Origin of the sequence: Streptomyces sp. WAC 04229 (genome assembly GCF_003947455.1) — a bacterium.
In the GTDB taxonomy this organism is placed as follows: domain Bacteria; phylum Actinomycetota; class Actinomycetes; order Streptomycetales; family Streptomycetaceae; genus Streptomyces.
Window position 1 is genome coordinate 64,973 of sequence record NZ_QHJH01000009.1, and the last position, 25,696, is coordinate 90,668.

Here is a 25,696-nt window from a genome sequence, read left to right on the forward strand (position 1 = left end):
CACACTCAGGTCATGAAGACCACCCAGACGGGGGGCGCTCGGACGCGCGCCGTGATCTACTGCCGCATCAGCCAGGACCGCACCGGCGCGGGCCTCGGCGTCGACCGCCAGCGCGAGGACTGCGAAGCGCTCGCCGAGCGCATGGGCTGGGACGTCGTTGAGGTGTACGTCGACAACGACGTGTCCGCGTTCTCCGGGAAGCTCCGCAAGGACTACCGCCGGATGCTCGCCGACCTCGACGATGGCAAGGCCACCGTCGTCATCGTCTGGCACACCGACCGGCTCACCCGCTCCATCGTCGAGCTCGAGGAGTACATCGAGCTGTCCGACCGCCGGGGCATCGCCACCCACACCGTGCAGGCCGGCACGATCGACCTCGCGACGCCGTCCGGCCGGATGACCGCGCGGATTCTCGGCGCCGTCGCCCGCCAGGAGTCCGAGCACAAGGGCCACCGCGTGGCCCGCGCCCGGCAGCAGAAGGCCATGGCCGGCGAGTGGGCGGGCGGCATCCGCCCGTTCGGATGGGGCGTGCCCACCGGGGAGACGAAGAAGAAGGTCGACCGGAAGACCGGTGAGGAGACCGAGGCCCCAGAGTTGGACATGGCCAAGGTCGTGCCCGATGAGGCTGAGGCGCTGCGCTTCTGGGTGGACGAGATCCTGTCCGGGGCGTCACTCCGATCGCTGGTGAAGTGGTGCGCCGATAAGGGGATCACGACCACGCGCGGGAACCCCGTCACGCACGTCGAACTGCGGGACATGCTGATGCGGCCGCGGAACGCCGGCATCGCCGTCTACAAGGGCGAGGAGGTCGGCCGCGGGAAGTGGGAGCCGATCGTCGACGAGGCGAAGCACAGGGCCGTCGTGGCGATCCTGATGGACCCCGCGCGCAAGACGACGCCCGGGGCGGCGCCGAAGTGGCTGGGCTCGCTGCTGTACCGGTGCGGGCGCGGCGACTGCACGGGGTACGTGACCGTGACCCAGTCCGGCGGCCGGCGGTACCCCAGCTACAAGTGCCCGACGGGGCACGGCGGCGGCCGGCGCGCCGAGGTCGTCGACCAGTACGTCGAGGACACCATCGTCGAGCGGCTGGAGAAGCCCGACGCGCACGAGCTGCTGGAGCCCGCGCCGGAGGGCGTGGACGTGGCCGCTCTCCAGGCGGAGGGCGAGCAGATCCGCGCACGGATGCGGGACCTCGGTGGCTTGTTCGGCGCGGGGGAGCTCGAGTTGGCGCCGTTCACCGAGGGCATGGAGACGGCCCGCGCGCAGCTGGACGGCGTCACCCGACAGTTGGCGCGCGCAGTGACCGCCGACCCGCTGGCCGGACTGGTCGGGGCGCCGGACGTGCGCGCCGCGTGGAAGGCGCTCGAGCTGGACCGCAAGCGGGCGGTGCTGCGATCGCTGGTGGAGGTGACGCTGCGGACGCCGCGGCCGGGGCGGATGCCGGACGGCGGGTACTTCGACTACGAAGCCGTCGTGTTCCAGTGGAAGCGGGCGACACGTAGCTGACTACTTCTCTTGCCCCCTTACCAAATGGGTAATTTCTTTACCCACCTCGGCGACGATCTCTTGGACTACCTGCCGGGTCTTCGCCTCGACGATAGCCGTAACCCGATCTTGGATCATTCGCTCCCAACTTTCCTGCTCAGCCATGACTTCGTTACCGACACCAACAAGCTCCTCGGCTTCCTTCAAATGATCAGGCAGCGGCCAGGTCAACTTCGGCTTCTCTAGAGTCCGCTCTTCCGGCCGCTCTTCAGGTCCAACGCGGTCGCCCTCGTCTACCTGCTTTCCGATCTGAAGCTCTCCCGTGTCGGGGTTAGTGCCGATGAAGATGGTCCACGAGTCTGGCCTCCAGTCGAGACCCAGGTATCGCTTGACCAGCCGCTTCATCCTGGCCGCATAGTCGAGGTCAGCCTTATGTGCGCCTACTGATTCCAGTAGATCCGCCGTCGGGAGCAGGGCCATGAAGTCATGGCGGTCTAGTGCCTCCGGCCCGCGCGGAGGCTCCTGTCCCTCGAACTTCTTCATAGAGACCCACTTGTTGGCGTACTCCTGATCCTCTGGCGGCAGGAAGAAATAGCCGAGTGGGACATCGAAAATCTTCGTGAGCGCCACCAGTTCGCTCGCGTCAAATTTGCGCGGCCGGCCGCCCTGCCATGCACGTTCAGCGGCACTCACGCTCGCATTCGACCACGTCCTGCCGGTGTATTTCTCCAGAAGATCAGCCACTTCCTGCTGAGTCCAAGCGTTGGATCGCCTAGCCCTCATGAGGTTGTAGGACACGATCTCGTTGATCGACAGGATCGGCCCGTGCGGGGGGACGGCCGGCTTGAAGGTGAACGCGGCGGCCTGGGTCTCGTCGTCTGTCATGGCGCCACCGTAGACCATGAGTCAACGCCGCGCCAGATTCACTCAACGGATCGTTGACTATGTGACCGTGGTGGCCTACGGTCAACGACATGCAGACTGATTCAACGTCCGCGTTGAAGCCTCGGTCGCTACGCGCTGTCCGCGAGGCGAAAGGGCTGTCTCTGCGGACTGCAGCAGCACGATCCGGGATCGACCCCGGACACCTGTCCAAGGTCGAGCGCGGCGAGAAACAACTCTCGCTCGAGGCTCTCTACCGGTTGGCCCTGGTCATCGACCTCGATGACCTTGCTGGTCACCTCAAGCCCCTCCTCTCGGAGGAGTCGGGCGTCGGCTCCGAAGTCCAGTCGGAACCGGCCGCCTAAAACGGCGGCGCCGCCGGAGTCCAGCCGGCGGCGCCAGTCGAGCAAATCGCGAACCCACGCAATGAGAACGGGACAGCTCTATGGACAGCATCGCACAGGCGACAACGGCGTCGCCGACCATGTCCGAGCAGTGCATCGTCGCCAGCCTGACCGCCGAGGTCATGGCCGACCCCGACGACGGACAGCTCGACCTCACCGCCAGCACGCTCGGCAACCTGGCTGATCTTCAGGTGATCAGCCCGCGCGCCCTGCTGCAGAAGGTGGCCATCCAGCGCAAGCAGCTCGACCAGATCGAAGCCCTCGCCCAGGAGTACACCGCCAAGGTGCTCACCCCGGCGTTCCTCGCCGAGTACCACATCGAGCTCGAAGAGCTCGACACCGCCAGCCTCTTCGAGACCAACCCCAAGCTGGCCGCTGGCTTCCAGGCCCTCCTCGTGAACCACACCGACGGCCGCACCATCATCGCCGTCCCCGCCGGACAGACCCCCACCGTGCGGCTCGCCGCCATCCGCGACCTGCTCGACCACATGCAGGACCAGAAGTGACGGCGCCGAACAGCACGCCGGCAGCTGGGGGTGTAGCTACGCCCCCGGCCCGCCCGGTCCGCTTCGAGGACCCGGTCCGGAACGCCGCCTACTGGGCTCGCATCGAGCGCAACGTGGCCGCAGCGCCACCGCTCACCGAGGAACAGATCGCCACCCTGCGGGGAATCTTCGCGCCCGTCGCCCGCACCGCGACCCGGGAGGCGACATGAAGGACCAGACGCGCCCCGAGTGCGACCACTGGCTCGGCGCCGAACGACGGCACTGCAAGAAGGTCGACGGCGTTCGCCACTACCTCCCCGGCATGCGGTGCCCGGCCCACACCCCGAATGCCCTGAAGGGCCTGCCCGAGATCCCGGCCGGTCCCGGCTGGCCCATCCACCGCACCGGAGTGTCACGTTGAACGACGCACAGCCCACCGACCTCCGGGCTTCCGCCCGCGAGATGGACGACGCCGGCCTGTGCTTGCTGCCCATCAAGGCAGACGGCAGCAAGGCCGCCGACGTCCGCAGCTGGAGCCCCTACAAGGTCCAGCGCTCGGTCCCCGCCGAACACGACCAGTGGTTCGGCGGGGACCGCCCCCGCGGTATCGCAGTCGTCTACGGCGCCGTGTCGGGCAACGTCGAAATGATCGAGTTCGAAGGGCACGCCATTGCCGACGGCGTCCTCGACGAGGTCACCGAGATCATGGACGCCTCCGGGCTCGGCGAGCCCTGGGCGCAGATCCTGAACGGTTGGGCCACCGAGTCCCCCTCCGGCGGCCGCCACTACCGCGTGCGTATCGAGGGCGGCGACGTCCCCGGCAACACCAAGCTGGCGTCGCGACTCGCCCGCGAGGACGAGTACACCGACGAGGAGAAGCAGCGGCTCCGCCAGAAGCCGAACAGCCGGATCATCCGCGTGCAGATCGAGACGCGCGGCGAAGGCGGGTACGGCCTGGTCGAACCATCAAGCGGTACCGTCCACGCCTCCGGGAAGCCGTACCTCCACCACGCCGGAGACCCGGACAGCATCCCGACGCTGGACGCCGAGACCATGCAGGCCATCCGGGACATCTGCCGGATGGTCGACACGCTGCCCAAGCCCGAGACCCCCAAGACCGCACCGACCGAGCTCAAGCCGCTGCCCGGCGGCGGACTCCGGCCCGGCGAGGACTTCGACGCACGGGCCGACTGGGCACAGATCATCGGCGCTCACGGCTGGGAGTGCCTGCACCAGCGCGGACGCACCCGCTACTGGCGGCGGCCCGGCAAGGACACCCGCGGTATCTCCGCAACCACCGGTCACGCCCCGGACAAAGACCGGCTGTTCGTCTTCAGCAGCTCCACCGAGTTCGACGCCTGGACGCCGTACTCCAAGTTCGCGGCCTACACCCTCCTGACTCAGGGCAGCAACACCACTCCGGCATTCAAGCGTGCGGCTGCCGACCTCCGCCAGCAGGGATACGGCTCCGAACCGCCCCGGCAGCGCCTCAGCTCCGTTCCCCGGCAGCTTGGCCCGTTCAACGACGGTTCGTCTGCCCTCGACCCGGACAGCGTCCCGGACCCGGACGAGCAGGAGATGGCCGGCGGGCCGGACCTCCGAATCGTCCGGAGCAAGCCCGAGCTGGACATCACCAACGAGGCCGACGCCATCGACGGCCTGCTCGACATCATGGCTAACGAGCAGATGCCCGGCCTGTACAAGCGGTCCACCGGCCCGTGCTGGGTCTACGAGGACGACCAGGGCAACCCTCTCGTCAAGCAGTTGGGAACCGACAACCTGCGGGCCTACCTCGCCGAGCACGTCACCACCTTCCAGATCGTGCGCGACCCGATCACCGAGGGCACGAAGGAAGTCCGCGAACTGGTCATGCCCAAGACGTGCGGCACGATCCTGGGGCGCCGGGACTGGCCGCTGCTGCCGCTGCGGGGAATCGTCACGTCGCCGGTTGTCCGACCGGACGGAACACTGGTGAAGGCGCCGGGCTACGACCGCGGCACCGGCCTGTATATGCACCCGCGGGTGCCGCTCCGGCGGCTGCAGCCGCAGGTGTCCAAGGAGTCCGTCGAGCGGGCCAAGGACATCGTGCTCAACCAGATGCTGGCCGATTTCCCGTTCGTCGACGCATCCGACTGCGCCCAGTACCTCGGCGCCCTGCTGTCTCCGATCATCCGCCCCTACGTTCCCGGACCGACACCCGTCGTCGTCATCACGAGCACCTCCCAGGGCTCCGGAAAGACGCTGCTGAAGGACGCGTTCGGCTACGTCTACGGACTCGCCGAAACGCCGTGGCCGGAGAACGACGCCGAACTCCGCAAGGCCATCACCGCCAAGCTGTGGGACTGCGGCGACCCGGTGATCGCCATGGACAACCTGCCCAACGGCCACATCGTCAAGTCGCCGATCCTGTCGTCCCTCGTCACCTCCGCCAACTGGAGCGACCGACTCCTCGGTAGCACCAGCAGCGTCAGCATCCCCAACGACCGGCTATGGGTCCTGACCGGGAACAACCTGCGCACCGGCGGGGACAACGCCCGCCGCACCCTCTGGGTCCGCCTGGACCCCGACTGCCCCAACCCCGACCAGCGCGACAACTTCGCAGTCGGCGACCTCCGCACGTGGCTCGCCGACAACGCGTCCACGGTCGTCGCCGCACTCGTCACCATGGTCCGCGGGTGGCTCGCGGACGGCGCCAAGACCGTCAACACCCGCATGGGCGACTACTCCAGATGGGCCTCCGTGATGGCCGGGATCCTCGCCTACCTGGAGGTCCCCGGCTGGCTCGCCAACCGCGAGGCGGCGGCCGCCGTCCTCGACGACGAAGCCGAAGAGTGGGCGGCGTTCCTGACCGCCTGGCACGAGACGATTCCCGCCGGCCGCGCGGTCCCCACCAAGGAGCTCCTGGGCCTCAAGGAGGACGTGCCCCGCCTCCACAACGGTGACCTCCCGTCCCCGAAACAGCTCGGCCACTGGCTCAAGGCCAGAGAAGGCCGCTACTACGACGACCTGAAGGTCGTCCGCGTCCCCGACTCCCACCGGAAACAGAACCTGTGGCGCGTCGCCAAGTACGGGGAGGGCCGGTGATCCCCACATCCCCGCAGTCTGCGGGGAAGCTGCGGGGATGCGAAACGGCCCCTGGCCTGCGGTTTCGCGGGGATGCGGGGATGTGCGGGATCGGGAGCTATTCCCCCGTATACGTAACCCCCTCATACACAACACCCGCAACACGTCTGTGCATGCGTCGCGTTCCAAAAGATCTCAGCCCCATACGTCAGACCCACAAGACATTCCGCACTTACCCGCAAACCCCGCAGACCGGCAGGTCAGGGCGCGTCGAGCGTCGCGAGAAGAACCCCGCGCACATCCCCGCAACATCCCCGCAGAACCCCGCAACCGAGAGCCGAGGTGACCGGCATGTCTGATACGCCCGAGACGTTCACGCCCCGCCCGTACCAGGCCGAGGCCATCAAGGCCCTCATCTCCGGCTGGCAGGGCCCGCACAACCGGCTCGCCGTCGTCCTCCCGACCGGCGCCGGCAAGACCGTCGTCTTCGCCAACCTCATCGACGAGCTGCTCACCCAGCTCAACGGCGGCCGCGCCCTGGTCATCGCCCACCGCGAGGAACTCCTCGAGCAGGCCGCCGCAAAGATCCGCGCCGTCCGCCCCGACCTCCGCGTCGGCGTCGTCAAGGCCGAACGCGACGAGCATCACGACGTCGACGTCATCGTCGCCAGCATCCAGACCCTCGCCGTCGAACGCCGCCGCAACGCCATCACCAACATCGGCGTCGTCATCGTCGACGAGTGCCACCACGCCGCCGCCCGCAGCTACATGACCGTCCTCGAGCACTTCGGCGCCTGGCGCGGCCTGCCCGTCGCCGGCTTCACCGCCACCATGACCCGCACCGACGGCGGCCTGGCCGACGTCTGGGAAGAGGTCGTCTTCACCCTCGACATCCTGGAGATGATCGAGGACGGCTACCTGTGCGACGTCCGCGGCAAGCGCGTCACCGTCCCCGGCCTCGACCTGGACGCGGTGAAGTCCCGCGCCGGCGACCTCCAGGATGGACAGCTCGGCCAGGCCCTGGACGACGCCGGCGCCGCCGAGGTCGTCGCCGAGGCGTACCGGCAGCACGCCGGAGACCGGGCAGGTGTCGTCTTCACTCCGACGGTGGACACGGCCCAGTCCATGGCCGAGGCCTTCACCGCCGCGGGTATCCCGGCCGCCGCCGTGTGGGGTGACATGCCCCGCGACGATCGTGCGGCCGCCCTGGAGAAGTACCGGCGCGGCGACGTGCAAGCACTGACCAACTGCATGGTCTTGACGGAAGGTTTCGACGCGCCGTGGACGTCGTGCGCGGTCATCGCCCGCCCGACCAAGTCCGCGGGCCTGTACTGCCAGATGGCGGGCCGCGCGCTCCGCCTGTGGGAGGGCAAGAAGGATGCGCTGATCCTCGACGTGATGGGCGCCTCGACCCGACACCGGCTCGCCTCCATCGTCGACCTCACCGGACGCGACGTCGTGATGCCCGACGAGGACCAGACGCTGCGCGAGGCCGTGCGGGAAGCCGAAGAGCAGACGAGGCGCCAGCTGGACCTCTCCCGAATGCAGGTCGAGGAGATCGACCTGTTCCACGGCTCGGTGGTCCGCTGGCTGAAGACCGAGTCGGGGGTCTGGTTCATCCCCGTCACGGACACCACCTACGTCTTCCTGCTCCGCAACCCGGGGCAGCGGACGTACTGGCTACGCCGCTTCGACGTCGCCAACGGCATCGTCGGCCCGAGGAACGACGTCCCGCTGCCACTGGCGGAGGCGAAGGCGTGGCTTGAGCAGCAGGCGCGGGCGATGGGCAGCCGGTGGCTTGCCACCCGCTCGGCGTCCTGGCGGAACCGGCCGGCGAGCGTGAAGCAGCTCAATTTCTGCCGCATGAACCGGATCGCGGTGCCGACCGGCAGCACCGCCGGCGAGGTGTCCGACCTTCAGGCCGTGCACCAGTTCTCGAGCATCCTCCACCGGCTTACCGCCCTCGCCGCGGCGTGAAGGGAGACACCGTGCACAACGACAACAGCCGTGGGGATATCCCCACAGTTGCGACTCCGCTGGGCGGAGTGGCAGACGACAGAGGGACAGCCCGTCCCTCTGTTGTGGGGGGCAGGCTGTCCCCCACAATCGCGCCCCGGACCGCTGCGGTTCCGAAGGTGATCGGCCTGGATCTCAGCCTCACCTGCACCGGAGTCGCCGGCGAAGGCTGGACCGACACCATCCGCCCCCGGACCGGCGTCCGCGGTCACCCCCGGCTCGCGTTCATCGTCGAACGGGTCGCCGATCACATCACCGGCGCCGACCTCGTCGTCATCGAAGGCCCCTCGTTCGGCGGAGGTGTCGCCCACCGCCACGAAGACCTCGCCGGGCTCCGCGTCATGGTCCGCCACGCCTGCTGGCGCCGCGGCATCCCCTACGCGGTCGTTCCGCCGTCCTGCCGGGCCCTGTATGCCACCGGCAAGGGCTCCGGATCCAAGGGCGCCGTCCGCGACGCCGTCCGCACCCGCTACGGCGTCGACTGCGACGGGCCCGGCCGCTACGACCAGGCCGACGCCTACACCCTCCTCGCGATGGGCCTGCACCACCTCGGCTGGCCCCTCGCCGTCGTCCCCGACACCCACCGCCGAGGCCTCGACGGAAGCCAGTGGCCGGTCACGGAAGGACTCGCAGCATGACACCCGAAGAGATTCAGGCCGCGGTGGCGGCCGCCACCGCGGGGGCCGTCGCCGTCAGTACCGGGCACGCCTGGTGGGCCGGCCGCGCCGCGAACCGGGCCGCCACCGAAGCCGAGGTGGCAGCCAAGCAGGCCCTCGGCGAGCACTGGCTGAACGGCTTCCGCCTCTACCGCCTCCAGCAGCGCACGGGGAGGACGTCGTGATCGCGTGCGAGGTCTGCCGTGACGACTCGGACGGCAAGTACCTGTGCGGGCGGCACGCCGTGAAGTTGGCGAGGGCCCTCGGCTCCCTCCCGGTCCTGTTCGCCGAGCTCGAGCTGTACCTGGTGCCGCCCCGCCGCGGACCCGCCGACTTCCTGGCGGCGTCCCCGGCCGGTCCCCGGTCCCCGGTCAACGAGGACGTCATCGACCTGGTCGCCGCCGGCCACGCGGCGCTGGTCCTGGAGGGGTGGCGGGCGGACGTGCAGCGGGTGCGGTGGCCCGAGCACGGCGCCCCGCCCGTCGAGGGCGGCATGACCCGGCGGGTGCAGGTCGCGTGTCGGTGGCTGCTGATGGAGGTGGACTGGATCGTCGCGAACTATCCGGCCGCCGCCGACCTGCTGGGGGAGGTGCAGGAGGTTGAGCGGGCGGCGCTGACGATCGCCGGGGATCCGCCGCCGCGGGCGCAGCGGCTGGGCTACTGCATCGGCCATAACCTGGACGGCTCCATCTGCGGGGCGGTGATCGCCCGGGTGCCGGGCCAGACGCGGCTCCGCTGCCGTTGGTGCTGCTGCGTCTACGACTCCGGCCAGGACTGGCTGCGACTCCTGGCCGGCCAGCCCAAGGAAGTAGCGTGACTATCACGGGGGGCCGTGATAGTCTGCTCCTCGTGACCGAAGAACCCTGGCGGGTTCGGTTCAGGCGTGAGGAAGAGCTGGTGGAACAGCTCCAGTCGCAGCTGGCCGAAGCGCTCAAGCGGCGCGGCAAGGCGCTCGCCGACGGCAAGGCCGAACTCGGCAGCGCCTACGCGGTCGCGAAGGACGTCGGACGGAGCTACACCTCCGTCAACGACGCGATCAAGAAGTACTCGACAACCGAATAGAAGCGGGGCCGGCCGTCAGCTCCCGGGTGGTGGAACACCCGAGGCGCGCGCGACGACCGACCCCTAACGCACCGGAGCGCTGACACGCCCCGGCACTTCCCACCACGAGATAAGGCCTCGTAATGGACAGGAAGAACCCTAGCGCGCCGTCGTGCGCGCAGGTCAGCCCCGCCCGCACTCTGATCGCCGCGGGCATCATCCGACGGACCCCGGAGCCCAGCGACCTCGCCGTCGCCACCCAGCTCGCCCGCTGCGTCCTCGCCAGCGACAACCCGGTCGCCGTCCGCGAAAGCCTGCGGATCCTGCTGCGCGCCGTCGAGCAGGACGCCGTCCGCCGCTCCGTCGACGCCCAGTTCCCCACCATCGCCGCCTTCCTCGCCGAGGAGGACGGCCAGTGAGCACGCACCCGCCCGTGTTCGGGCCCACCGACACCATCCCGGCCGACGAGAACGCCACCCCGCTCGCCGTCGTGGCGCTCGCAGTCACCGTCTCCCGCGAGCAGCTGCGCACCGCCCTCGCCGCCAGCCACGCCGAACAGGCCGGCCGGCCGCCGCTCGCCGACCTCTCCATCCTCGACATCCGCCGCGAAATCGAAGGCCAGCTCGCCGCCGGCGCCGTCGTCGCCATCGACGACGAGACCCCCACCGTGAACGCCCGGCTCACTCCCGAGTACGCGGCCGAGCTCGACGAGGCCATCAACCGGGCCTACACCCGGCCCCCCGCCGCCCCGCGCCTCCAGCAGGACCCGCGGTACCGGCAGGGCACCGTCACCCTCCAGACCCTCGACCGCGGTGAAGTCACCGTGCCCGAGCCCGCCTGGTGCGTCGGCCACGACGACGAGCTGATCGGCTACCTCGCCGACCTCACCCACAACGGGCCATCCAGCACCGCCGGCGCCGTCACCGCCCGGTACGGTCGCATCCCCGTCCTCGAAGCCAACATCACCCACGCCCCGCACGCCGACAAGCAGCGGGAACAGGCGCCGCTGCTGTCCATCCGCGTCGACGTCGACGCCAACGTCGTCCCCGAAGACGCCCGGCACATCGTCCAGGCCCTCCGCGTCGCCGCCGTCCGCCTCGACCGCGCCATCGCCAGCCTCGACCACCTGCGGGGTGAGCAGCGATGAAGAACGACACCCTGAAGTGGGCGGCGCTGATCGCCGCACTGGTCGCGACGGCCTCGGCCGAGTACGACCTCGCCCGCGCCGTCGGCTTCAACCAGTGGGTGGCCGCGGCCGTGCCGGGCGCCCTGGACATCTACACCATCCGCGCGCTGCGGGCGCACCGCGACGTCCTCGCCGCGGTCCTCGCACTGATCCTGGTCAACTCCGCCAGCCACCTCGTCACGGTCGGGCTACTGCCCGTCGACTGGCCCCTCGTCGTCGCCGTCGCCGCCATCGCACCGCTGGTGCTGTGGCGGGTGCACCGGCTCGCCGACGCACCCGAGACCGACACCGTCGGCGACGCTCCCGAGTACGAGCAGGCGCCGGAACCGGAACCCGTACCCGCCGCACCCGAACCCGTCCGGCCGGTTCCGGTAGCCGTACCCGAGGGCGCCCGGATGCTGCCGATCGTCGCCCGGCCGGTGCCCGCCGGGAAGGCCCTCGTACCCGCCGCCGAGTACACCCGTACCCGCGCCGAGGTACACGCGGAGTGGACCGTACCCGGCGACTACGCGCCCGCCGAGGAGATGCCGCTCACGAGGTACGGCCTCGGGCTGGCCGCCGAGCAGTTCAAAGACGAGCTGCTCGCCGGGGACCTGCCTTCGATCCGGACCATCAAGGCTCAGTTGTCCGTCGGGCAGAACCGGGCCAAGGAGATTCAGGACGGCTTCCGGGCCGCCCTGGAGGCGCAGGCCTCGGGGGTGAAGCTGTGAGCGAAGCCCTGGAGAAGGCGGAGGCCGCCGCCCGCGAGGCCGCGACCGACACGGCCGCCGTACAGCTGGCCATGGCCGCCATCGAGCTGGCCAAGGCCGCGCAGCAGCAGGCCGCACCGCAGCACCACCACTGCGAGCACCAGCCCAAGGCCCGCCGCTCGGCCGGCGAGTGGCTCGGCATCGCCTGCGCCGTGTGCGTCGGCGGCGTCGGCATCGCCTTCGCCTCCATCGCCCTGGCCATCCTCGGCGGCACCGCCGCGATCGTCGTCTTGGTCCTCCGCTCGATGTGGACCGACTACCAGCGCAAAGGCCGCTGACGGCTGCCCGATCCGCCCGTCACGCACGGGCGGTGAGGGGAGCCGGGACAGCCCCGGCCCACATACCGAGGAGACCGACATGGCCAGCAGCTTCATCAACGACAAGGCCGCCGAGGTCATCGCCGCCGCCGATGCGGGAGACACCCAGCGGATCGTCCAGGTGATGGCCGAGGCGATCAAGGAGAACACCGCCAGCGCCGAGCAGACCGTGGCCGCCGTGACCCAGGCCGTCAACCAGCAGAAGCGCCGCTGACGGAGGACTGACCCATGGCCCACGACGTCCGCTTCAGCGACTTCACCCGCGGCGAGAAGGCGCGGATCGCCGCCAAGACCGCCCGCATGACCATGCCCCGCGCCAACATCACCAAGCTCCGCCGGGACATCGAGCGCATCGAGCAGCAGGCCGCCAAGCGCAAGAACGGCAAGTAGGTACACCCGGGGCGCCCGTACCCGGCCAGGTACACCGGGCGCCCCGGGCCCCAGCACACCTCACGGAGAACCAGGAGAGACCAGCATGACGGACGTCCACGCACCCGCCCACCCTGGCGCCGCGAGTACACCCGTACCCGCTGTACCCGAGCAGGCGAGTACAGGCCCCGCGCCCGTACCCGTCGAGAAGACCAGCGGGACCAACCGGAACCGCCGCCGGGTACGCGTCGACTCCCTGCGCCGCGTCTTCGTCGAGGTGCGCACCAACGCCGGGTACAGGGCCGTCGTCCGGCACGGCGCCTACACCCTCGGCGGCGCCCGCATCCTCACCCGCCGCGCCTGGGACTCCCGCACGACCGCCCGGCACGAGCGGATGATGCGCGCCGCCGAAGCCGCCGGCCAGGAAGACGTCGCCCGCGACTGGGAACAGCGCGCCTACATCTTCCGGCAGTCCCGGCACCGTCGGCGCATGGAACTCCTCCAGCTCGCCATCAACGCCCCCAAGGCCATCGCCATGGGCACGGCCGGCGCCGCGGGCCTGCTGCTCATGCTCGGCATCATGCTGGCCTGGGCAAACCACGACGTCGCCGACGTGCTCACCCCCATCCGCACCGTCATCGACCTGGTGGCGTGGGCCGCGTTCATCGGCGGCGTCATCTGGGAACCGCTGCTGACCGCCCTGCCGTTCCTGGCCGTGGCCGGCGCCTGGGCTGTCGGCAAGAACCGGCAGGCCGCACCCGTCTGGGCGCTGCCCGAGGACGGTGACGAGCGGGACGTCGTGCCTGATGAGAACGCCATCATGAGGGCCCTGGGCAAGCTGGGGATCGCCCCGCTGAACGCGGCCATCAAGGAAGGCTGGAAGCCCCGATGGGTGCAGCCGTCCACCCGCTCCGGGAACGGGTGGCATGCGCAGTTGCAGCTCCCCGAGGGCGTGCCCGTCGAGATGATCGCCGACAAGAAGCGGATCCTGGCGCACAACCTGATGCGCAAGCCCATCGAGGTGTGGCCGACCGAGCCCCGCGACCAGGCCGGCGTCCTCGACCTGTGGGTGGCCGACCCCGGCGTCCTCACCAAACCGGTACCGCCGTGGCCGCTCCTCACCGAGGGCACGACCGACTTCTTCAAGGGCGTGCCGGTCTCCCTCAACGCCCGCGGCGAGCAGATCATCGGCCGGCTGATGGCCGCCAACTACCTGATCGCCGGAATCATGGGTTCGGGTAAGTCGTCGCTGGTCGTCGCCCTGCTGCTCGGCGCGATGCTCGACCCGCTGGTCGAGATCGACGTTCACGTCCTCGCGTACAACAACGACTACGACCCGATGCGGCCCCGCCTGCGGAGCCTGGTCAAGGGCGACGACGACGAACACGTGGTCGCGGCCATGAACACGCTGCGCGCCCTCGCCTCCGAGGTGTCCCGCCGCGGCCAGGAGCTGGAGCGTATCGGCACCGACACCAAGGTCACCCGCGAGATGGCGGAACGTGACCCGTCCATGCGGCCCCGGATCGTCGTATTCGACGAGGTCCACGAGCTGTTCACGCACCCGGAGCACGGCAGGGAAGCCAAGGAACTGGCGCTGAAGGTCACCAAGAAGGCCCGCAAGACGGCCATCATGCTGATGTGGATCACCCCGGACGCGGATGCGGCGAGCCTGCCGCGCGGCATCTCCAAGACCGTTTCCCACCGGGTGGCGTTCGCCATCAACGACCACCAGGGCAACGACGCGATCCTCGGCACCGGCATGCACAAGAACGGCTACTCGGCGACCACCCTCGTCGCAGGTGAGGACGTCGGCACCGCCATGGCCGCGGGCTTCGGGAAGACCCCGGGGCTGATCCGCTCGTACTACGTGCGGAAGGAGGCAGGCGTCGACGAGGTGACGCCGGTCGTCGAACGCGCCATGGCCATGCACAAGGGCAGCACGCCGGCCGACGCCCCCACGTTCGCCCCCGTCGACCACCTCGCCGACATTGCGGCCGTCCTCGGGCACGAGACGAAGATGCTCACCCAAGACGTCCTGCGCGGCCTGCAGGACCGCAACGAAGCCGCCTACAGCTCCTGGTCGTTCCGGGACCTGCGCCGCGTCCTCGACGACGCCGGGCACGGCGAGTACAAGACCGGCGGCCGCCAGCACGTCAGCCTCGACCGCATCCTTGAGGCCATCGCCGCCCGCGACGACGACGAGGGAGGCGACGAAGAGTAGGGGAGATCTCCCTACCTGCCTCCCCAACCCGCTTCCCTCACAGTGACCTGCGGAAACAGTCGTTGAGGGAGGCGAGGGAAGCTCGCCGTACCGAGCCTGGGAAACGGGAAACAGGCACTCCCGCCTCCCCTCCGCCGCCTCCCTCCCTGCCGCATCATGGGGGTATGGAGTCACAGCTCATCCGCCCCGGCTACGTCACCGCGCACCAGGCCGCGAGGATCCTCGGCAGCAGTCTCGGCGCCGTCCGCAACCTCGTCTACCGAGGCCGCCTCACCCGCGCCGGCGGCACCGAACGACAGCCCTGGTACCGCGTCGAAGACGTCACCGCCATCCTCGCCGAACGCCGCACACGCAGCGCTGCTTGACCGCAGGTCAGAAGCTGTGTGACGATCCGGGTGTACAACTGTGCCCCGAGACGGGCGCCACGCACTCACGACGAAGCCCCGGAGTGGCCACCGAGCCCCCGGGGCTTCGCCGTGTCACAGGACGGCCATACCGTCCCCAACGCGCCACCCGGCGGCGGATGATGCCCACCACAGCATCAGCGCATCCTGGGGGCCCTCATGACGCATCCACAGCACAACCCGCCCGCAGACAGAGCGCCCCGGCGCGGCCGTCCCTGGCTGTTCGTCCTCGCAACCGCCATCGCCGCCGCCGGCGCCTTCGCCCTCGGCGGCGTCATCCGCGACGCCACGGACAGCGACGCCAGCCCCAGCGCCTGCAAGGCCGCCCTCCAACGCGCCTACGACAAGGCCGAAGCAGGCGGCGACGGACTCAAGGGCACCCCACCCCAGTGCGCCGGCATCAGCCAGGCCACCGTCGAGCGGTACATCGGCGAGATCGCCGAGCAGGAACTCGGCGAGGCCCTCGACGACGCATGGGGCGACATGGGCAGCAGCGAGCAGCCGTAGGAGGTGGCGCCCGTGGCCGGCAACCCCCGCAACGGGCGCCCCTACCGCGCGCTCTGCGCCTGGCTCCGCTCCCAGCGCCTGCCCTGCTGGCTGTGCGGCCACAACATCGACTACAACCTCGACGCCCGCCACCCGCTCAGCTTCACCCTCGACCACGAGCAGCCGCTCTCCCGCGGCGGCGCCCTCCTCGACAAGACCAACGCCCGCGCCGCGCACCGCCGCTGCAACAGCAGCAAGGGCAACCGCACCACCCCGCCCCGCCAGCCCAAGCGCCCGACACTCAGGTGGTGACCATGGCCGTGCCCGCACCGCCCATCCCGTTCCTCCTCCGGCTGGCAGACGGCCGAGCCTGGGGCGGCGCCGAGTTCCCCGGCGGCTTCGTCTGCGTCTACCACCCCGACCAGCCCACCCAGTGCACCGTCGCCGTCAGCCTCGACGCACTCCTCGCCGACCTGCCGCCAGGCCACCAGGCCCGCGGCGCCGCCGTCGAGCAGTACAGCGAAGCGTCCGTCCAGTGCTGGCACACCGAGGCCGACTCGCCCTGCGACTGGGACGCGTGCCGCCAGCCCGACCGCCTCGCAGCCGGTGATCGGGGCACCGACCCCGCCCGTCGTTGAGGTGACGCCCATGCTGTACGTCGTGACCGGGCCGCCGGCCGCGGGCAAGACCAGCTGGATCGAAGGCAGGGCCAAGCCGTCGGACATCGTCATCGACCTGGACCGCATCACCCGCGCGCTCGCCGGACCCGGCGCCCCCAACTGGAACCAGGACCCGACCCTGCTCCGCGTCGCGCACAAGGCCCGCTACGCCGCGATGTTCGAGGCGTTCGAGCACCGCGACAAGGTCGATGTCTTCCTGATCCACACCATGCCCACGGGCAAATGGCTCGCCCGGTACAAGCGCATGGATGCCACGATCATCGCCGTCGACCCCGGACGCAGCATCGTCATGGCCCGCATCGAAGCCATGCGCGACCCCGAGATGAAGCGGGTGGCGACCCGCTGGTACCGGTCACGACCTGCAACGAAGACCGAGACGGCCGGCGCAACGCTCGACTGGTGATCAAGAGCCCGACCACTTTTTGAGAGCGAGACCGGGCGACCCAAACGCCCTTGTCGCCCGATTTTTTGCGCGGCGATTTTGAAAGCCTCTTCGCGCGAACTCGGTTCGAGTGTTTTAGTGGCGTCACTCTCCGTGACGGGCCGGTGGGTCACCTCGCTATTTCCGCGAACTCGGTTCGAGTGAATTAGTGGAGGTGATCGTGAGCGTCGCCGACAAGATCGACGCCGAGCTTGACGACCTCCACGCCGACGAGACGTCGCCCGGCATGGCCGCCGTCGCCCGCGACCTTGCGCAGGCCATCGCCGGGACCGACGCTCCCACCGCGAAGGCTGTCGCTGCGCGCGAACTGCGCTCCATCATGGCCGACCTGCGCAGGCTGGCCCCCGTCGAGACGAAGGGGGACACGGTCGATGACATTGCTGAGCAGCGAGCGAAACGCCGAGCAGCAGCACAGCGGCAGGCCTCCGACGGCTGACGGCGCCGCGGTGTACGGCTGGCAGACCCCACCGATCCAGATCGCGCCCCTGGCCGTGTCCACCGCGGGCCAGGAGGCCATCGACCTTGCCGCCCGGGCCGGCCTGGTCCTAGACCCGTGGCAGCAGCACATCCTCCGGGTGGGCATGGGCGAGAAGCCGGACGGCACTTGGGCGGCCTTCGAGTGCGTCGTGAACGTCCCCCGCCAGAACGGCAAGGGCGGCGTCATCGAAGCCCGAGTCTTGTGGGGCCTGTTCATCGGTGGCGAGCGGCTGATCCTGCTGTCGGCACACGAGTTCAAGACGGCGAAGAACGCGTTCAAGCGGATCGAGCGCCTGATCCGAGGATGTCCTGACCTGCATAAACGCGTGAAGGCGTACCGGTACACGGTCGGCGAGGAGTCGATCGAGCTGCACTCGGGGCAGGTGCTGCGGTTCATCGCCCGGTCGAAGGGCTCAGGGCGCGGCTTCACTGGCGACTGCAACATCCTCGACGAGGACATGATCCTGGGCGACGACGCGATGGACGCGCTGCTGCCGACCATGGCGGCCGTGGCCAACCCGCAGATCTGGTACCTGGGATCGGCCGGCATCGGCTCTCCGTCGGTGCAGCTGGGGAGGCTGCGGCGCCGCGCGCTGGCTGCGATCGAGACCGGGGTGCCCGACGAGTCCCTGGCCTACATGGAGTGGTCGGCGGACGTGCACCTCGATGAGTGCCCGGCGGATTGCACCGAGCATGACGACCCGGACAGTGACGAGGCGGTGCTGAAGTCCAACCCGGGCGTCGGCTACCGGCTGACGCTGGAGAAGGTCGCCCGTGAGCGGGCCACCCTCAGCAAGGCCGGCTACGCGAGGGAGAGGCTCGGCGTGGGCGAGTACCCGTCTGACACTGCGGACACGTGGCAGGTCATTGCCGAGGACGCGTGGCGGGCCCTGGCTGTCGGCGACGTCCAGGCGGTCGCTGCCGCGCGGCTGGCGGGGCCGGTGGCGCTGTCCATCGACATGACCCCGGAGAGGTCACACGCGGCGATCTCGGCGGCGTTTCCGTACCTGGGCGGGGTGCACGTCACGGTGGTCGACCACCGGCCCGGAGGCGGCTGGGTCGTAGAGCGCGCCAAGGAGCTGCACGAGAAGTATGGGCCGCGGTGCTGGGTCATCGACCCGGCCAGCCCCGCGGCCTCGTTCATCCCCGAGCTGGAGCGTCCCGAGGCTTTGGGCGTGGAGGTCGTGAAGCCGAAGGCCCGCGAGACGGCGGCGGCCTGCGGGCAGTTCTACGACGCGGTCACCACCCAGAGCCTGACCCATTTCGACGATGCGCCGCTGGCGTCCGCTCTGGCTGGCGCGCAGAAGCGCACGCTCGGCGATGCGTGGGCGTGGGCCCGCCGCATCCCGTCTGTGGACATCAGCCCGCTGGTGGCCGGCACCCTCGCCAAGTGGGGGCTCGGCGCCGAGGTGGAAGAGCCTCCGGGCGACATTCTGAGCAGCGTGTGGTGAGGGGGCAGTCGTGAAGTGGTGGCCCTTCCGCCGCACGGCGGTACAGCGGGCGATCTCCTACCAGGACGTGTGGGGGGCGGGCGCGGACCCGGCCGTGCTGCGCGGCAGCAGCCAGGAGCGGGCGCTGCGCCTGGGGCCGGTGTACGCGGCGACGCGGCTGCTGGCGGACTCGGTGGCGTCCCTGCCGCTGAAGTCCTACCGGGTGGACGGAGACGACCGGATGCGGGCCCCAGTGCCCGCGCTGTTCCGGCGTCCCGCCGCGACCGGTACCCGCTACGACTGGCTGCACCGGTGCATGACGTCGCTGACGCTGCGCGGCAACGCCTACGGCCTGGTCGTCGCCTGGGGCCCGGACGGCTGGCCCTCACAGATCGAGTGGCTGCACCCGGACGATGTGCACATCGCCGACAACCTGGCCGCGGTCCCGGTCTGGTACTACAAGGGCCGGCGCCTCGAGGACGGGCAGATGTTTCACATCCCGGCCTACACGGTGCCCGGGCAGATCCTGGGGCTGTCGCCGATCGCGTACTTCGCGACGACGACGGAGGCCGGGCTGCTGGCCAACCAGTTCGGGCGGGACTGGTTCGCCAACGGGTCCACGCCGTCGGCTGTGCTGGAGACGGACATGGCCGTCGACAAGGTGGCGGCGACGATCCTGAAGGCCCGGTTCAAGGAGGCCGCCGAGGGCCGCGACGTGGTGGCGCTGGGCAACGGGGTGAAGTACAAGCCGATCTCGGTACCGGCGGACGAGTCGCAGTTCCTGGAGACCATCAAGGCGACCGCCAACCAGATCGCCGCGATCTACGGGGTGCCGCCGGAAAAGGTCGGCGGCGAGACCGGGGGCAGCCTCACCTACGCCACGGTCGAGCAGAACAGCATCGACATGCTGACGTGGACGCTGCGCCCCTGGGTGGCCCGGCTGGAGGATGCGTTCTCCCTGTTGCGGCCGCCGACGGAAGAGGCCCGGTTCAACGTGGACGCGATGCTGCGTACCGACACTCTCACCCGCTACCAGTCGCACCGGATCGCCCGGGCGATCGGCCTGAAGAGCATCGATGAGCTGCGCCGGCTGGAGGACGAACCGCCCCTGCCGGGCGGGCTCGGCAAGGACTACACGCCGCTGCAGAAGGTGGCCCGTGACGAAAGCGAGAAGTGATGAACGGCGACAGTGAGCGTCGGTTCACGCGCGGCCTCGTGGAGGTTCGGGCGGCCGGCGGCAGCAGGACGATCGGCGGGTACGCGGCGAAGTTCAACACGCTGTCGCGGAACCTGGGCGGGTTCGTGGAGCGGATCGACCCCGGGTTCTTCGCGAAGAGCGAGGGCGACGGCTGGCCGCGCGCGATGGCCCGCTACAACCACGACGGGAACATGCTGCTCGGCACCACGCGGGCGGGGACGCTGCGGCTGCAGACGGACGGCACGGGCCTGGACTACAGCGTGGACGTGCCCGCTGCTCGGGAGGACGTGTACGAGCTGGTGCAGCGCGGCGACGTCTCCGAGTCGTCGTTCGCGTTCTTCACGTTCGAGGACGACTGGTCGATGACCGACGACGGGTTCCCGGTGCGCACCCTGCTGTCCGGGCAGCTGGTCGACGTCGCCCCCGTCAACGATCCCGCCTACCTCGACACGTCCACCGGCCTGCGCTCGCTCGCCGAGAAGGCGGGCGCTGAGCTGGCCGAGGTACGGGCCGCGGCCGAGGCCGGCGAACTGAAGCGGTTCCTTGGGGCCCCGGCCCCCACGATCATTCCGCCGGGCGGGCAGGGCGACACCCACCCGCTCCTGGCGGTACGGCAGCGGCGCGCCGCGCTCAACCAGCGCCGCACCTTCTGAGGCAGGGCGAACCCCACCTCGACACACCACCCATCCGGCACCCCTGGCCCGACGGCCTGCGGGTGCCTTCGTCATGCCCAGGAGGGCGAGATGAGTTCGTTCATCAAGGCGCTGCAGGAGCGGCGCGCCAACGTGTGGGAGCAGGCCAAGGAGCTGCTCGACACGGCCGAGTCGGAGAAGCGGGACCTGACCGCCGAGGAAGAGGCGAAGTACCAGGCCTTCAACGCCGACCTCGACAAGATCGACCAGCGGGCCAAGGACCTGGTCGAAGCGGAGCAGCGGACCAAGGACGCCGAGGCCGCGTTCGCCGGGCTGCTCGCCAAGCCCGAGGAGCCGGGAGCCCGCAAGGGCCAGGAGAAGGATTCGGAGCTGCGGCGGTGGGCGCGCGGCGAGATGCGCGGCGTCGACATCGCCAAGCCGGAGGGCGTCTCCTTCCGTGACCTCACCAAGGGCTCGGCGACCGCGGGCGGCAACACGGTGCCGACCACCTTCTACGGCCAGCTCATGGCCCACCTCATCGAGGTGTCCGGCGTGATGCAGGCCGGGCCGACCGTGCTGAACACCAGCTCCGGCGAGACCATCGAGATCCCGGTCACCACGGCGCACTCCAGCGCGGCGCTGACCGCCGAGGCCGCGCCGCTGACCGAGTCCGACCCGGCGTTCGCCAAGCGGACCCTGGGCGCCTACAAGTACGGCGTTCTGCTCCAGGCGTCCACCGAGCTGCTCACGGACACCGGCGTGGACCTGGAGGGCTACCTCGCCATGCAGGCCGGCCGGGCGCTGGGCAACGCGTTCGGCGTCCACGCCATCACCGGCGACGGCTCGTCCAAGCCGACCGGTGTCATCACCTCGGCGACGACCGGCAAGACCGGCGGCACCGGTGTGGCCGGCGCGTTCACCGCGGACGACCTGATCGACCTGTACTACTCGGTGATCGCCCCGTACCGGAACAGCACCTCGGCCGGCTGGCTGATGCGGGACGCCACCCTCGCCGCCGCGCGGAAGCTGAAGGACTCGCAGGGCCAGTACCTGTGGCAGCCGTCCATCCAGGTCGGCGCCCCGGACACGCTGCTGGGCAAGCCGGTGCACACCGACCCGAACGTGGCCGCCGCCGCGACGACCGCGAAGTCCGTGGCGTTCGGTGACTTCTCGCAGTACTTCGTCCGCCTCGCGGGCGGGGTGCGCTTCGAGCGCTCCGACGACTACGCCTTCAACTCCGACCTGGTGACCTTCCGGGCGATCATCCGCGCGGACGGTCTGCTCGTCGACCAGACCGGCGCCGTGAAGGTCTTCGTCGGCGCGGCCACCTGATCCACCCCGCGGGCGGCCACGAACGGTGGCCGCCCGTCCCGGCTCCGCCCCAGCTCACGAGAGGAGCACGCGATGCGCGTGCGTATGAAGGCCACCATCTCCGGCACCCGCGACGGCAAGTCCTGGCCCGAGCGCGGCGAGTCGGTCGACCTGCCCGAGGCCGAGGCCAAGCAGCTGGTCGCCGCCGGCCTCGCCGAGGAGCACGGCGACGCCGCGGCCGAGGAGCGCGACGACGACCGGGGGGAAGAGACCGCTACCGACCCGGCCCAGCCCGAGACGGCCGCCGGCCGCCGCAAGCCCATGACGACGAAGTCCGCCGTCACGAAGTAGCCGGGAGGACGTCGTGGCGCTGCTCACCCTCGCCGAAGCGAAAGCCCAGCTCGACATCGCATCGGACACCGACGACGTCGAACTGCAGGCGTTCATCGAGGCGCTCACCGCGCCCATCGAGCGGCTCATCGGCCCGGTTGAGGTCCGGGAGTTCACCGAGACGATCGAGGGCCGCAGCAGCATCCTGTGCCTGTCCCACATCCCGGCCGTCGCTCTGGTGTCCGTGGCCCCGGCCGTGGACGACGGCGATTCCCTGGACCTGTCGCAGCTCGTGCTGGACGGGACTACGGGCATTGTCCGCCGCCGCGGCGGCGGCACGTTCGCAGGGACGCTGTGGCTGGCCCGCTACACGGCCGGCCGCGCCGAGGACATGCCCACCGTCAACCTCGCCGCCCGGATCCTGCTCCAGCATCTGTGGCGCACGCAGTACGGGGCGTCGAGAGGCGTGCCCGGGGTCGGCGGCAGTGACGACTACAGCGTGACCGAGCCCATCGCGGGATGGGGCTACGCCATCCCCAACCGTGTACTCCAGCTGCTGGAGCCCTACCGGGTCCCGCCGGGGGTGGCGTAGATGGCGACTTCCCGCGTCCCGGCCGCGGTCGACGCGCTGCTGGGCATCCTGCGTGCGCGGCCCGCGCTCGTGGACGTCGAGATTGTGGACGGTCCCCCGGTCGTCAACCTGACCGCGCTGCAGCGGATCCACGTCGGCTGGTCTGCCGGCGGCGAGGCGGCCGTTTCGCTGCAGCAGGAGTTCAACGGTGCGGGCGCCCGCACCCGCGACGAGGCGTTCGCCATCACCTGCTATGCCGAGGCCCGGTCCGGCGACAAGGACATGGCCGCCCGCCGCAGCGAAGTCTTCGCCTTGGTCGGCGAGGTCGAGCAGGCGCTTCGCGCGAGCGAGGAATCCCCCGAGGCGCCGACGTTGAACGGCGTCGTTCTGTGGGCGCACCTGACGGCCGGCGACCTGCTCCAGCAGCAGGCCGAGGGCAGCCTTGCCGGCCTCGCCTTCACGGTGACCTGCCAGGCCCGTATCTGACCCATCTCATCCAAGGAGTACAGCCATGGCGCGTGTGCGCTTCACGGGCCCGGAACCGGTGACCGTGCCCGAGCTCGGCAACCGTCTGGTGCACCCGGACGAGGTCGTCGAGGTACCCGATGACCGGTTCGACGGCTACGTCTGCCAGACCGCGAACTGGGAGTCGGTCGAGGAACCCCGCGAGCAGCGGGACCAGGACGAAGAGGTGGCGCCCCTGCCGCTTCGCAAGGCGGCCAGGCCGCAGAAGACGGAGGGCTGAGCGATGGCGATCGGATCGGGCCTCGGCGCCCAGCTGGGCATCGCCGCCGAGACGACGTATGGCACCTACGTGGCGCCGGCGAAGTTCATCGAGTTCACGAAGGAATCGCTGGCGTTCAAGAAGACCACCGCCCAGAGCGCGGGCATCGCGGCCGGCCGTCTGCTGGCGCTGTCCTCGCGGCGCGTGCTGACCCGCAAGGAGGTGGCGGGCAGTATCGAGCTGGAGGTCACCAACAAGGGCATGGGACTGCTGCTGCAGTCGCTCATGGGGACCACCGTCACCCCGGTCCAGCAGGGCGCTGGCGCCGCCTATCTCCAGACGCACACGCTGGCGTCGGTGGCGGGCAAGTCCCTGACGATCCAGAAGGGCGTGCCGCTGACCACGGGCACGGTGACCCGGAAGAACTTCCTGGGCTGCAAGGTCACCTCGGGTGAGTTCTCCTGCGAGGTCGGCGGCATGCTGACCGCCGCGTTCGAGGTCGACGGCCGGGACGTCGAGGAGACGTCGGCGCTGGCCGCCGCCTCGTACAGCGCCATGTCGCCGTTCCACTTCGGGCAGATGGCGGTGAAGACCGGCAGCTTCGGTACGGAGACCGCTCTGAGCGGCATCCGCAAGGTGTCCTGCAAGATCGAAAGGCCCCAGGATGTCGAAAGGTTCTACGCGAACCAGTCCGCGCTGAAGGCCGAGCCGATCGAGAACGACCAGGTCAAGATTTCCGGGACGCTGGAGACGGACTACGTCGCCACCACCCTGGACGACCTGCACACCTCCGACGGTGCGACATCCCTGGTGTGGGAGTTCGTCGGCGCGAACATCGCGACCACGTACTACGACACGTTCCGCGTGACGCTGCCCGCCATCCGCCTCGACGAGGGCCCCCCGGTCGTCGACGGGTTCGGCGTGGTCAAGCCCAGCTTCAACTTCGTGGGCCTGTACGACGGCACGAACCAGCCGAAGATCGAGTACATCAGCACCGACGTCACGCTGTGAGCCGGACGTGCAGAACGTCCGGCTCCTCAACACCGGCAGCCTGCTGGAGCTGTCACGGCGCCTGCGCGCTGCCGGTGGGGAGAACATCCGCCAGTCCATGCACCGCCGAATCCGGCGCGCGGCCGAGCCGCTGAAGTCCGACCTGCAAGGGTCGATCCGCGGCCTGGACATCCGCGGCGAGGGCCGCCGACCGGGCAAGCGCGGCGGGCCCTCGCCCACCACCCGGCCGCTGCGCGCCTCGATCGCGGACGCGATCCGGATCAGCGTCCGCACCGGCGCGAGCCCCGGGGCCACCGTGTGGATCGACCGGGGGCGGCTCCCCGCCGACATCCCCATGGGCCTGGTCAACCGCATCCACGACGGCCGGGTCCGGCATCCGGTGTTCGGCAATCGTCGCCGGTGGACGCAGCAGAACGCCAGCCCCCTGTGGTGGGACCGCGTCGTGCGCGCCCACCAGCCCCGTATCAACCGCGAGATCGAGCGCATCGTCGACGACGTGCGCCGCCGCCTCGAATAGGAGACCGACGTTGATCATCGAGTACCGCCCCGAGGGCACCGAGCCCGAGCGCCTGGACGCCGGCCGCCTGCGCACGTCGGAGATTCAGATCATCGAGCGCACCGCAGACGCCACCTGGTCCGACGTGAGGGCCGGCCTGCGGCAGGGCGACGTCGGCGCCATGCGGGTGGTGGCCCTGGTCATCAAGAAGCGCACCCAGCCGGCTCTGAAGCTCTCCGAGTTCGACCCGTGGGAGGACGAACTGCGGGTGCTCCTCGACGCGAAGGAGACCCGCGCCTACGCCGAGGGGCTGTTCGAGAAGTACGGCGACAACCCCGAAGACCTCGCCGACGCGTTCGCCGAGCTGCGCGACGTGACCGCAGACCCCGAGGCGTGCGAGGCCGCCATCACTGACGTGACGGCCCCAAAAGACCCGGCCCCCGCCCCGGCACCGGAGGAGACGACGGCTCCTTCAGCGACCGCGTAGAGAGCTATCTGCCGCTCTTCGCGCACCTCTGCCACATGCCCCCCGACGCTGTCGACGCCCTCACCGAGGAGCGGTTCGAACTGTTCGTGGCGTGGATCGACAACCACCAGGCCCAGCTACGGGCCCACGCTTCAGGGGGTGAG

35 protein-coding genes are annotated in these 25,696 nt (G+C 70.1%); 34 read left to right on the forward strand and 1 reads right to left on the reverse strand.

Features of this window, described 5'->3' with window-relative positions:
• Nucleotides 1-12 precede the first annotated feature (12 nt).
• Nucleotides 13-1,506, forward strand: coding sequence for a recombinase family protein (locus DMH12_RS04355; protein WP_125490194.1), 1,494 nt, complete (start codon nt 13-15; stop codon nt 1,504-1,506).
• Here DMH12_RS04355 and DMH12_RS04360 read toward each other — a convergent pair whose 3' ends face one another.
• Nucleotides 1,507-2,370, reverse strand: coding sequence for a helix-turn-helix domain-containing protein (locus tag DMH12_RS04360; protein ID WP_125490195.1), 864 nt, complete (start codon nt 2,368-2,370; stop codon nt 1,507-1,509). It lies immediately after the preceding gene.
• Between the two features lie 89 nt (nt 2,371-2,459).
• Between DMH12_RS04360 and DMH12_RS04365 the strand changes: the two genes are divergently transcribed.
• From DMH12_RS04365 to DMH12_RS04515, 33 genes are all read left to right on the forward strand, one after another.
• The gene (locus DMH12_RS04365; protein WP_125490196.1) at nt 2,460-2,732 is read left to right on the forward strand and encodes a helix-turn-helix domain-containing protein; all 273 of its coding nucleotides are present in this window, start codon (nt 2,460-2,462) and stop codon (nt 2,730-2,732) included.
• 80 nt (nt 2,733-2,812) lie between these two features.
• On the forward strand, nt 2,813-3,277 hold the full coding sequence (locus DMH12_RS04370; RefSeq protein ID WP_125490197.1) for a hypothetical protein: 465 nt from the start codon (nt 2,813-2,815) through the stop codon (nt 3,275-3,277).
• 205 nt (nt 3,278-3,482) lie between these two features.
• On the forward strand, nt 3,483-3,677 hold the full coding sequence (locus DMH12_RS04375) for a hypothetical protein (RefSeq protein WP_125490198.1): 195 nt from the start codon (nt 3,483-3,485) through the stop codon (nt 3,675-3,677).
• A complete protein-coding gene (locus DMH12_RS04380) occupies nt 3,674-6,340 on the forward strand; it encodes a bifunctional DNA primase/polymerase (protein ID WP_125490199.1) in 2,667 nt (888 codons plus the stop codon). Before DMH12_RS04375 ends, DMH12_RS04380 begins: the two co-directional genes overlap by 4 nt.
• Nucleotides 6,341-6,670: 330 nt before the next feature.
• Nucleotides 6,671-8,296 carry a DEAD/DEAH box helicase gene (locus DMH12_RS04385; protein WP_260474046.1) on the forward strand — a complete coding sequence of 542 codons (1,626 nt, stop codon included), beginning with the start codon at nt 6,671-6,673 and terminating at the stop codon, nt 8,294-8,296.
• A 158-nt stretch (nt 8,297-8,454) separates the two neighbouring features.
• Nucleotides 8,455-8,973 carry a hypothetical protein gene (locus DMH12_RS04390; RefSeq protein ID WP_260474047.1) on the forward strand — a complete coding sequence of 173 codons (519 nt, stop codon included), beginning with the start codon at nt 8,455-8,457 and terminating at the stop codon, nt 8,971-8,973.
• A complete protein-coding gene (locus DMH12_RS04395) occupies nt 8,970-9,176 on the forward strand; it encodes a hypothetical protein (RefSeq protein ID WP_125490201.1) in 207 nt (68 codons plus the stop codon). The genes DMH12_RS04390 and DMH12_RS04395 overlap by 4 nt, the downstream gene beginning before the upstream one ends.
• Nucleotides 9,173-9,808 (forward strand): hypothetical protein, encoded by a 636-nt coding sequence (locus DMH12_RS04400; RefSeq protein WP_125490202.1) that lies wholly within the window; start codon nt 9,173-9,175, stop codon nt 9,806-9,808. Before DMH12_RS04395 ends, DMH12_RS04400 begins: the two co-directional genes overlap by 4 nt.
• Nucleotides 9,809-9,840: 32 nt before the next feature.
• Entirely contained in the window at nt 9,841-10,053 is a 213-nt protein-coding gene (locus tag DMH12_RS04405) for a hypothetical protein (RefSeq protein WP_125490203.1), read from the forward strand.
• A 122-nt stretch (nt 10,054-10,175) separates the two neighbouring features.
• Nucleotides 10,176-10,451 carry a hypothetical protein gene (locus DMH12_RS04410; RefSeq protein WP_125490204.1) on the forward strand — a complete coding sequence of 92 codons (276 nt, stop codon included), beginning with the start codon at nt 10,176-10,178 and terminating at the stop codon, nt 10,449-10,451.
• Complete coding sequence (locus DMH12_RS04415; RefSeq protein ID WP_125490205.1) at nt 10,448-11,179, forward strand: DUF6907 domain-containing protein; 732 nt, start codon at nt 10,448-10,450, stop codon at nt 11,177-11,179. Before DMH12_RS04410 ends, DMH12_RS04415 begins: the two co-directional genes overlap by 4 nt.
• Nucleotides 11,176-11,928 carry a hypothetical protein gene (locus tag DMH12_RS04420; protein WP_125490206.1) on the forward strand — a complete coding sequence of 251 codons (753 nt, stop codon included), beginning with the start codon at nt 11,176-11,178 and terminating at the stop codon, nt 11,926-11,928. Before DMH12_RS04415 ends, DMH12_RS04420 begins: the two co-directional genes overlap by 4 nt.
• Nucleotides 11,925-12,245, forward strand: a complete 321-nt coding sequence (locus tag DMH12_RS38930) for a hypothetical protein (protein WP_185832136.1) — start codon at nt 11,925-11,927, stop codon at nt 12,243-12,245. The genes DMH12_RS04420 and DMH12_RS38930 overlap by 4 nt, the downstream gene beginning before the upstream one ends.
• A gap of 79 nt (nt 12,246-12,324) precedes the next feature.
• Nucleotides 12,325-12,498, forward strand: coding sequence for a hypothetical protein (locus DMH12_RS38935; RefSeq protein WP_185832137.1), 174 nt, complete (start codon nt 12,325-12,327; stop codon nt 12,496-12,498).
• A gap of 14 nt (nt 12,499-12,512) precedes the next feature.
• A complete protein-coding gene (locus tag DMH12_RS38940) occupies nt 12,513-12,674 on the forward strand; it encodes a DUF6257 family protein (protein WP_185832138.1) in 162 nt (53 codons plus the stop codon).
• An 85-nt stretch (nt 12,675-12,759) separates the two neighbouring features.
• Nucleotides 12,760-14,874, forward strand: coding sequence for a cell division protein FtsK (locus DMH12_RS04430; RefSeq protein WP_185832139.1), 2,115 nt, complete (start codon nt 12,760-12,762; stop codon nt 14,872-14,874).
• 164 nt (nt 14,875-15,038) lie between these two features.
• Nucleotides 15,039-15,239: a hypothetical protein gene (locus tag DMH12_RS04435; protein ID WP_125490207.1), complete on the forward strand. Its 201-nt coding sequence runs from the start codon at nt 15,039-15,041 to the stop codon at nt 15,237-15,239.
• A gap of 198 nt (nt 15,240-15,437) precedes the next feature.
• Complete coding sequence (locus tag DMH12_RS04440) at nt 15,438-15,785, forward strand: hypothetical protein (protein WP_125490208.1); 348 nt, start codon at nt 15,438-15,440, stop codon at nt 15,783-15,785.
• Nucleotides 15,786-15,797: 12 nt separating this feature from the next.
• Nucleotides 15,798-16,076, forward strand: coding sequence for an HNH endonuclease (locus DMH12_RS04445; protein WP_125490209.1), 279 nt, complete (start codon nt 15,798-15,800; stop codon nt 16,074-16,076).
• A 2-nt stretch (nt 16,077-16,078) separates the two neighbouring features.
• Entirely contained in the window at nt 16,079-16,402 is a 324-nt protein-coding gene (locus DMH12_RS04450; protein WP_125490210.1) for a hypothetical protein, read from the forward strand.
• Nucleotides 16,403-16,412: 10 nt separating this feature from the next.
• Nucleotides 16,413-16,847: a hypothetical protein gene (locus DMH12_RS04455; RefSeq protein WP_125490211.1), complete on the forward strand. Its 435-nt coding sequence runs from the start codon at nt 16,413-16,415 to the stop codon at nt 16,845-16,847.
• Nucleotides 16,848-17,046: 199 nt separating this feature from the next.
• Complete coding sequence (locus DMH12_RS04460) at nt 17,047-17,322, forward strand: hypothetical protein (RefSeq protein WP_260474048.1); 276 nt, start codon at nt 17,047-17,049, stop codon at nt 17,320-17,322.
• Nucleotides 17,258-18,814: a terminase gene (locus DMH12_RS04465; RefSeq protein ID WP_260474049.1), complete on the forward strand. Its 1,557-nt coding sequence runs from the start codon at nt 17,258-17,260 to the stop codon at nt 18,812-18,814. Before DMH12_RS04460 ends, DMH12_RS04465 begins: the two co-directional genes overlap by 65 nt.
• A gap of 10 nt (nt 18,815-18,824) precedes the next feature.
• Nucleotides 18,825-19,970, forward strand: coding sequence for a phage portal protein (locus DMH12_RS04470; RefSeq protein ID WP_125490212.1), 1,146 nt, complete (start codon nt 18,825-18,827; stop codon nt 19,968-19,970).
• Entirely contained in the window at nt 19,970-20,644 is a 675-nt protein-coding gene (locus tag DMH12_RS04475) for an HK97 family phage prohead protease (RefSeq protein WP_125490213.1), read from the forward strand. Before DMH12_RS04470 ends, DMH12_RS04475 begins: the two co-directional genes overlap by 1 nt.
• 90 nt (nt 20,645-20,734) lie before the next feature.
• Entirely contained in the window at nt 20,735-21,955 is a 1,221-nt protein-coding gene (locus tag DMH12_RS04480; RefSeq protein WP_125490214.1) for a phage major capsid protein, read from the forward strand.
• 72 nt (nt 21,956-22,027) lie between these two features.
• Nucleotides 22,028-22,285 carry a hypothetical protein gene (locus tag DMH12_RS04485; protein ID WP_125490215.1) on the forward strand — a complete coding sequence of 86 codons (258 nt, stop codon included), beginning with the start codon at nt 22,028-22,030 and terminating at the stop codon, nt 22,283-22,285.
• A 13-nt stretch (nt 22,286-22,298) separates the two neighbouring features.
• Nucleotides 22,299-22,856, forward strand: a complete 558-nt coding sequence (locus DMH12_RS04490; RefSeq protein ID WP_125490216.1) for a head-tail connector protein — start codon at nt 22,299-22,301, stop codon at nt 22,854-22,856.
• Nucleotides 22,857-23,321, forward strand: coding sequence for a hypothetical protein (locus tag DMH12_RS04495; RefSeq protein WP_125490217.1), 465 nt, complete (start codon nt 22,857-22,859; stop codon nt 23,319-23,321).
• Nucleotides 23,322-23,346: 25 nt separating this feature from the next.
• Nucleotides 23,347-23,580, forward strand: coding sequence for a hypothetical protein (locus tag DMH12_RS04500; RefSeq protein ID WP_125490218.1), 234 nt, complete (start codon nt 23,347-23,349; stop codon nt 23,578-23,580).
• A 3-nt stretch (nt 23,581-23,583) separates the two neighbouring features.
• Nucleotides 23,584-24,570 carry a phage tail tube protein gene (locus DMH12_RS04505; protein ID WP_125490219.1) on the forward strand — a complete coding sequence of 329 codons (987 nt, stop codon included), beginning with the start codon at nt 23,584-23,586 and terminating at the stop codon, nt 24,568-24,570.
• A gap of 7 nt (nt 24,571-24,577) precedes the next feature.
• Nucleotides 24,578-25,087 carry a hypothetical protein gene (locus DMH12_RS04510; protein WP_125490220.1) on the forward strand — a complete coding sequence of 170 codons (510 nt, stop codon included), beginning with the start codon at nt 24,578-24,580 and terminating at the stop codon, nt 25,085-25,087.
• A gap of 10 nt (nt 25,088-25,097) precedes the next feature.
• A complete protein-coding gene (locus tag DMH12_RS04515; protein ID WP_125490221.1) occupies nt 25,098-25,553 on the forward strand; it encodes a hypothetical protein in 456 nt (151 codons plus the stop codon).
• The last annotated feature ends 143 nt before the right edge of the window (nt 25,554-25,696 follow it).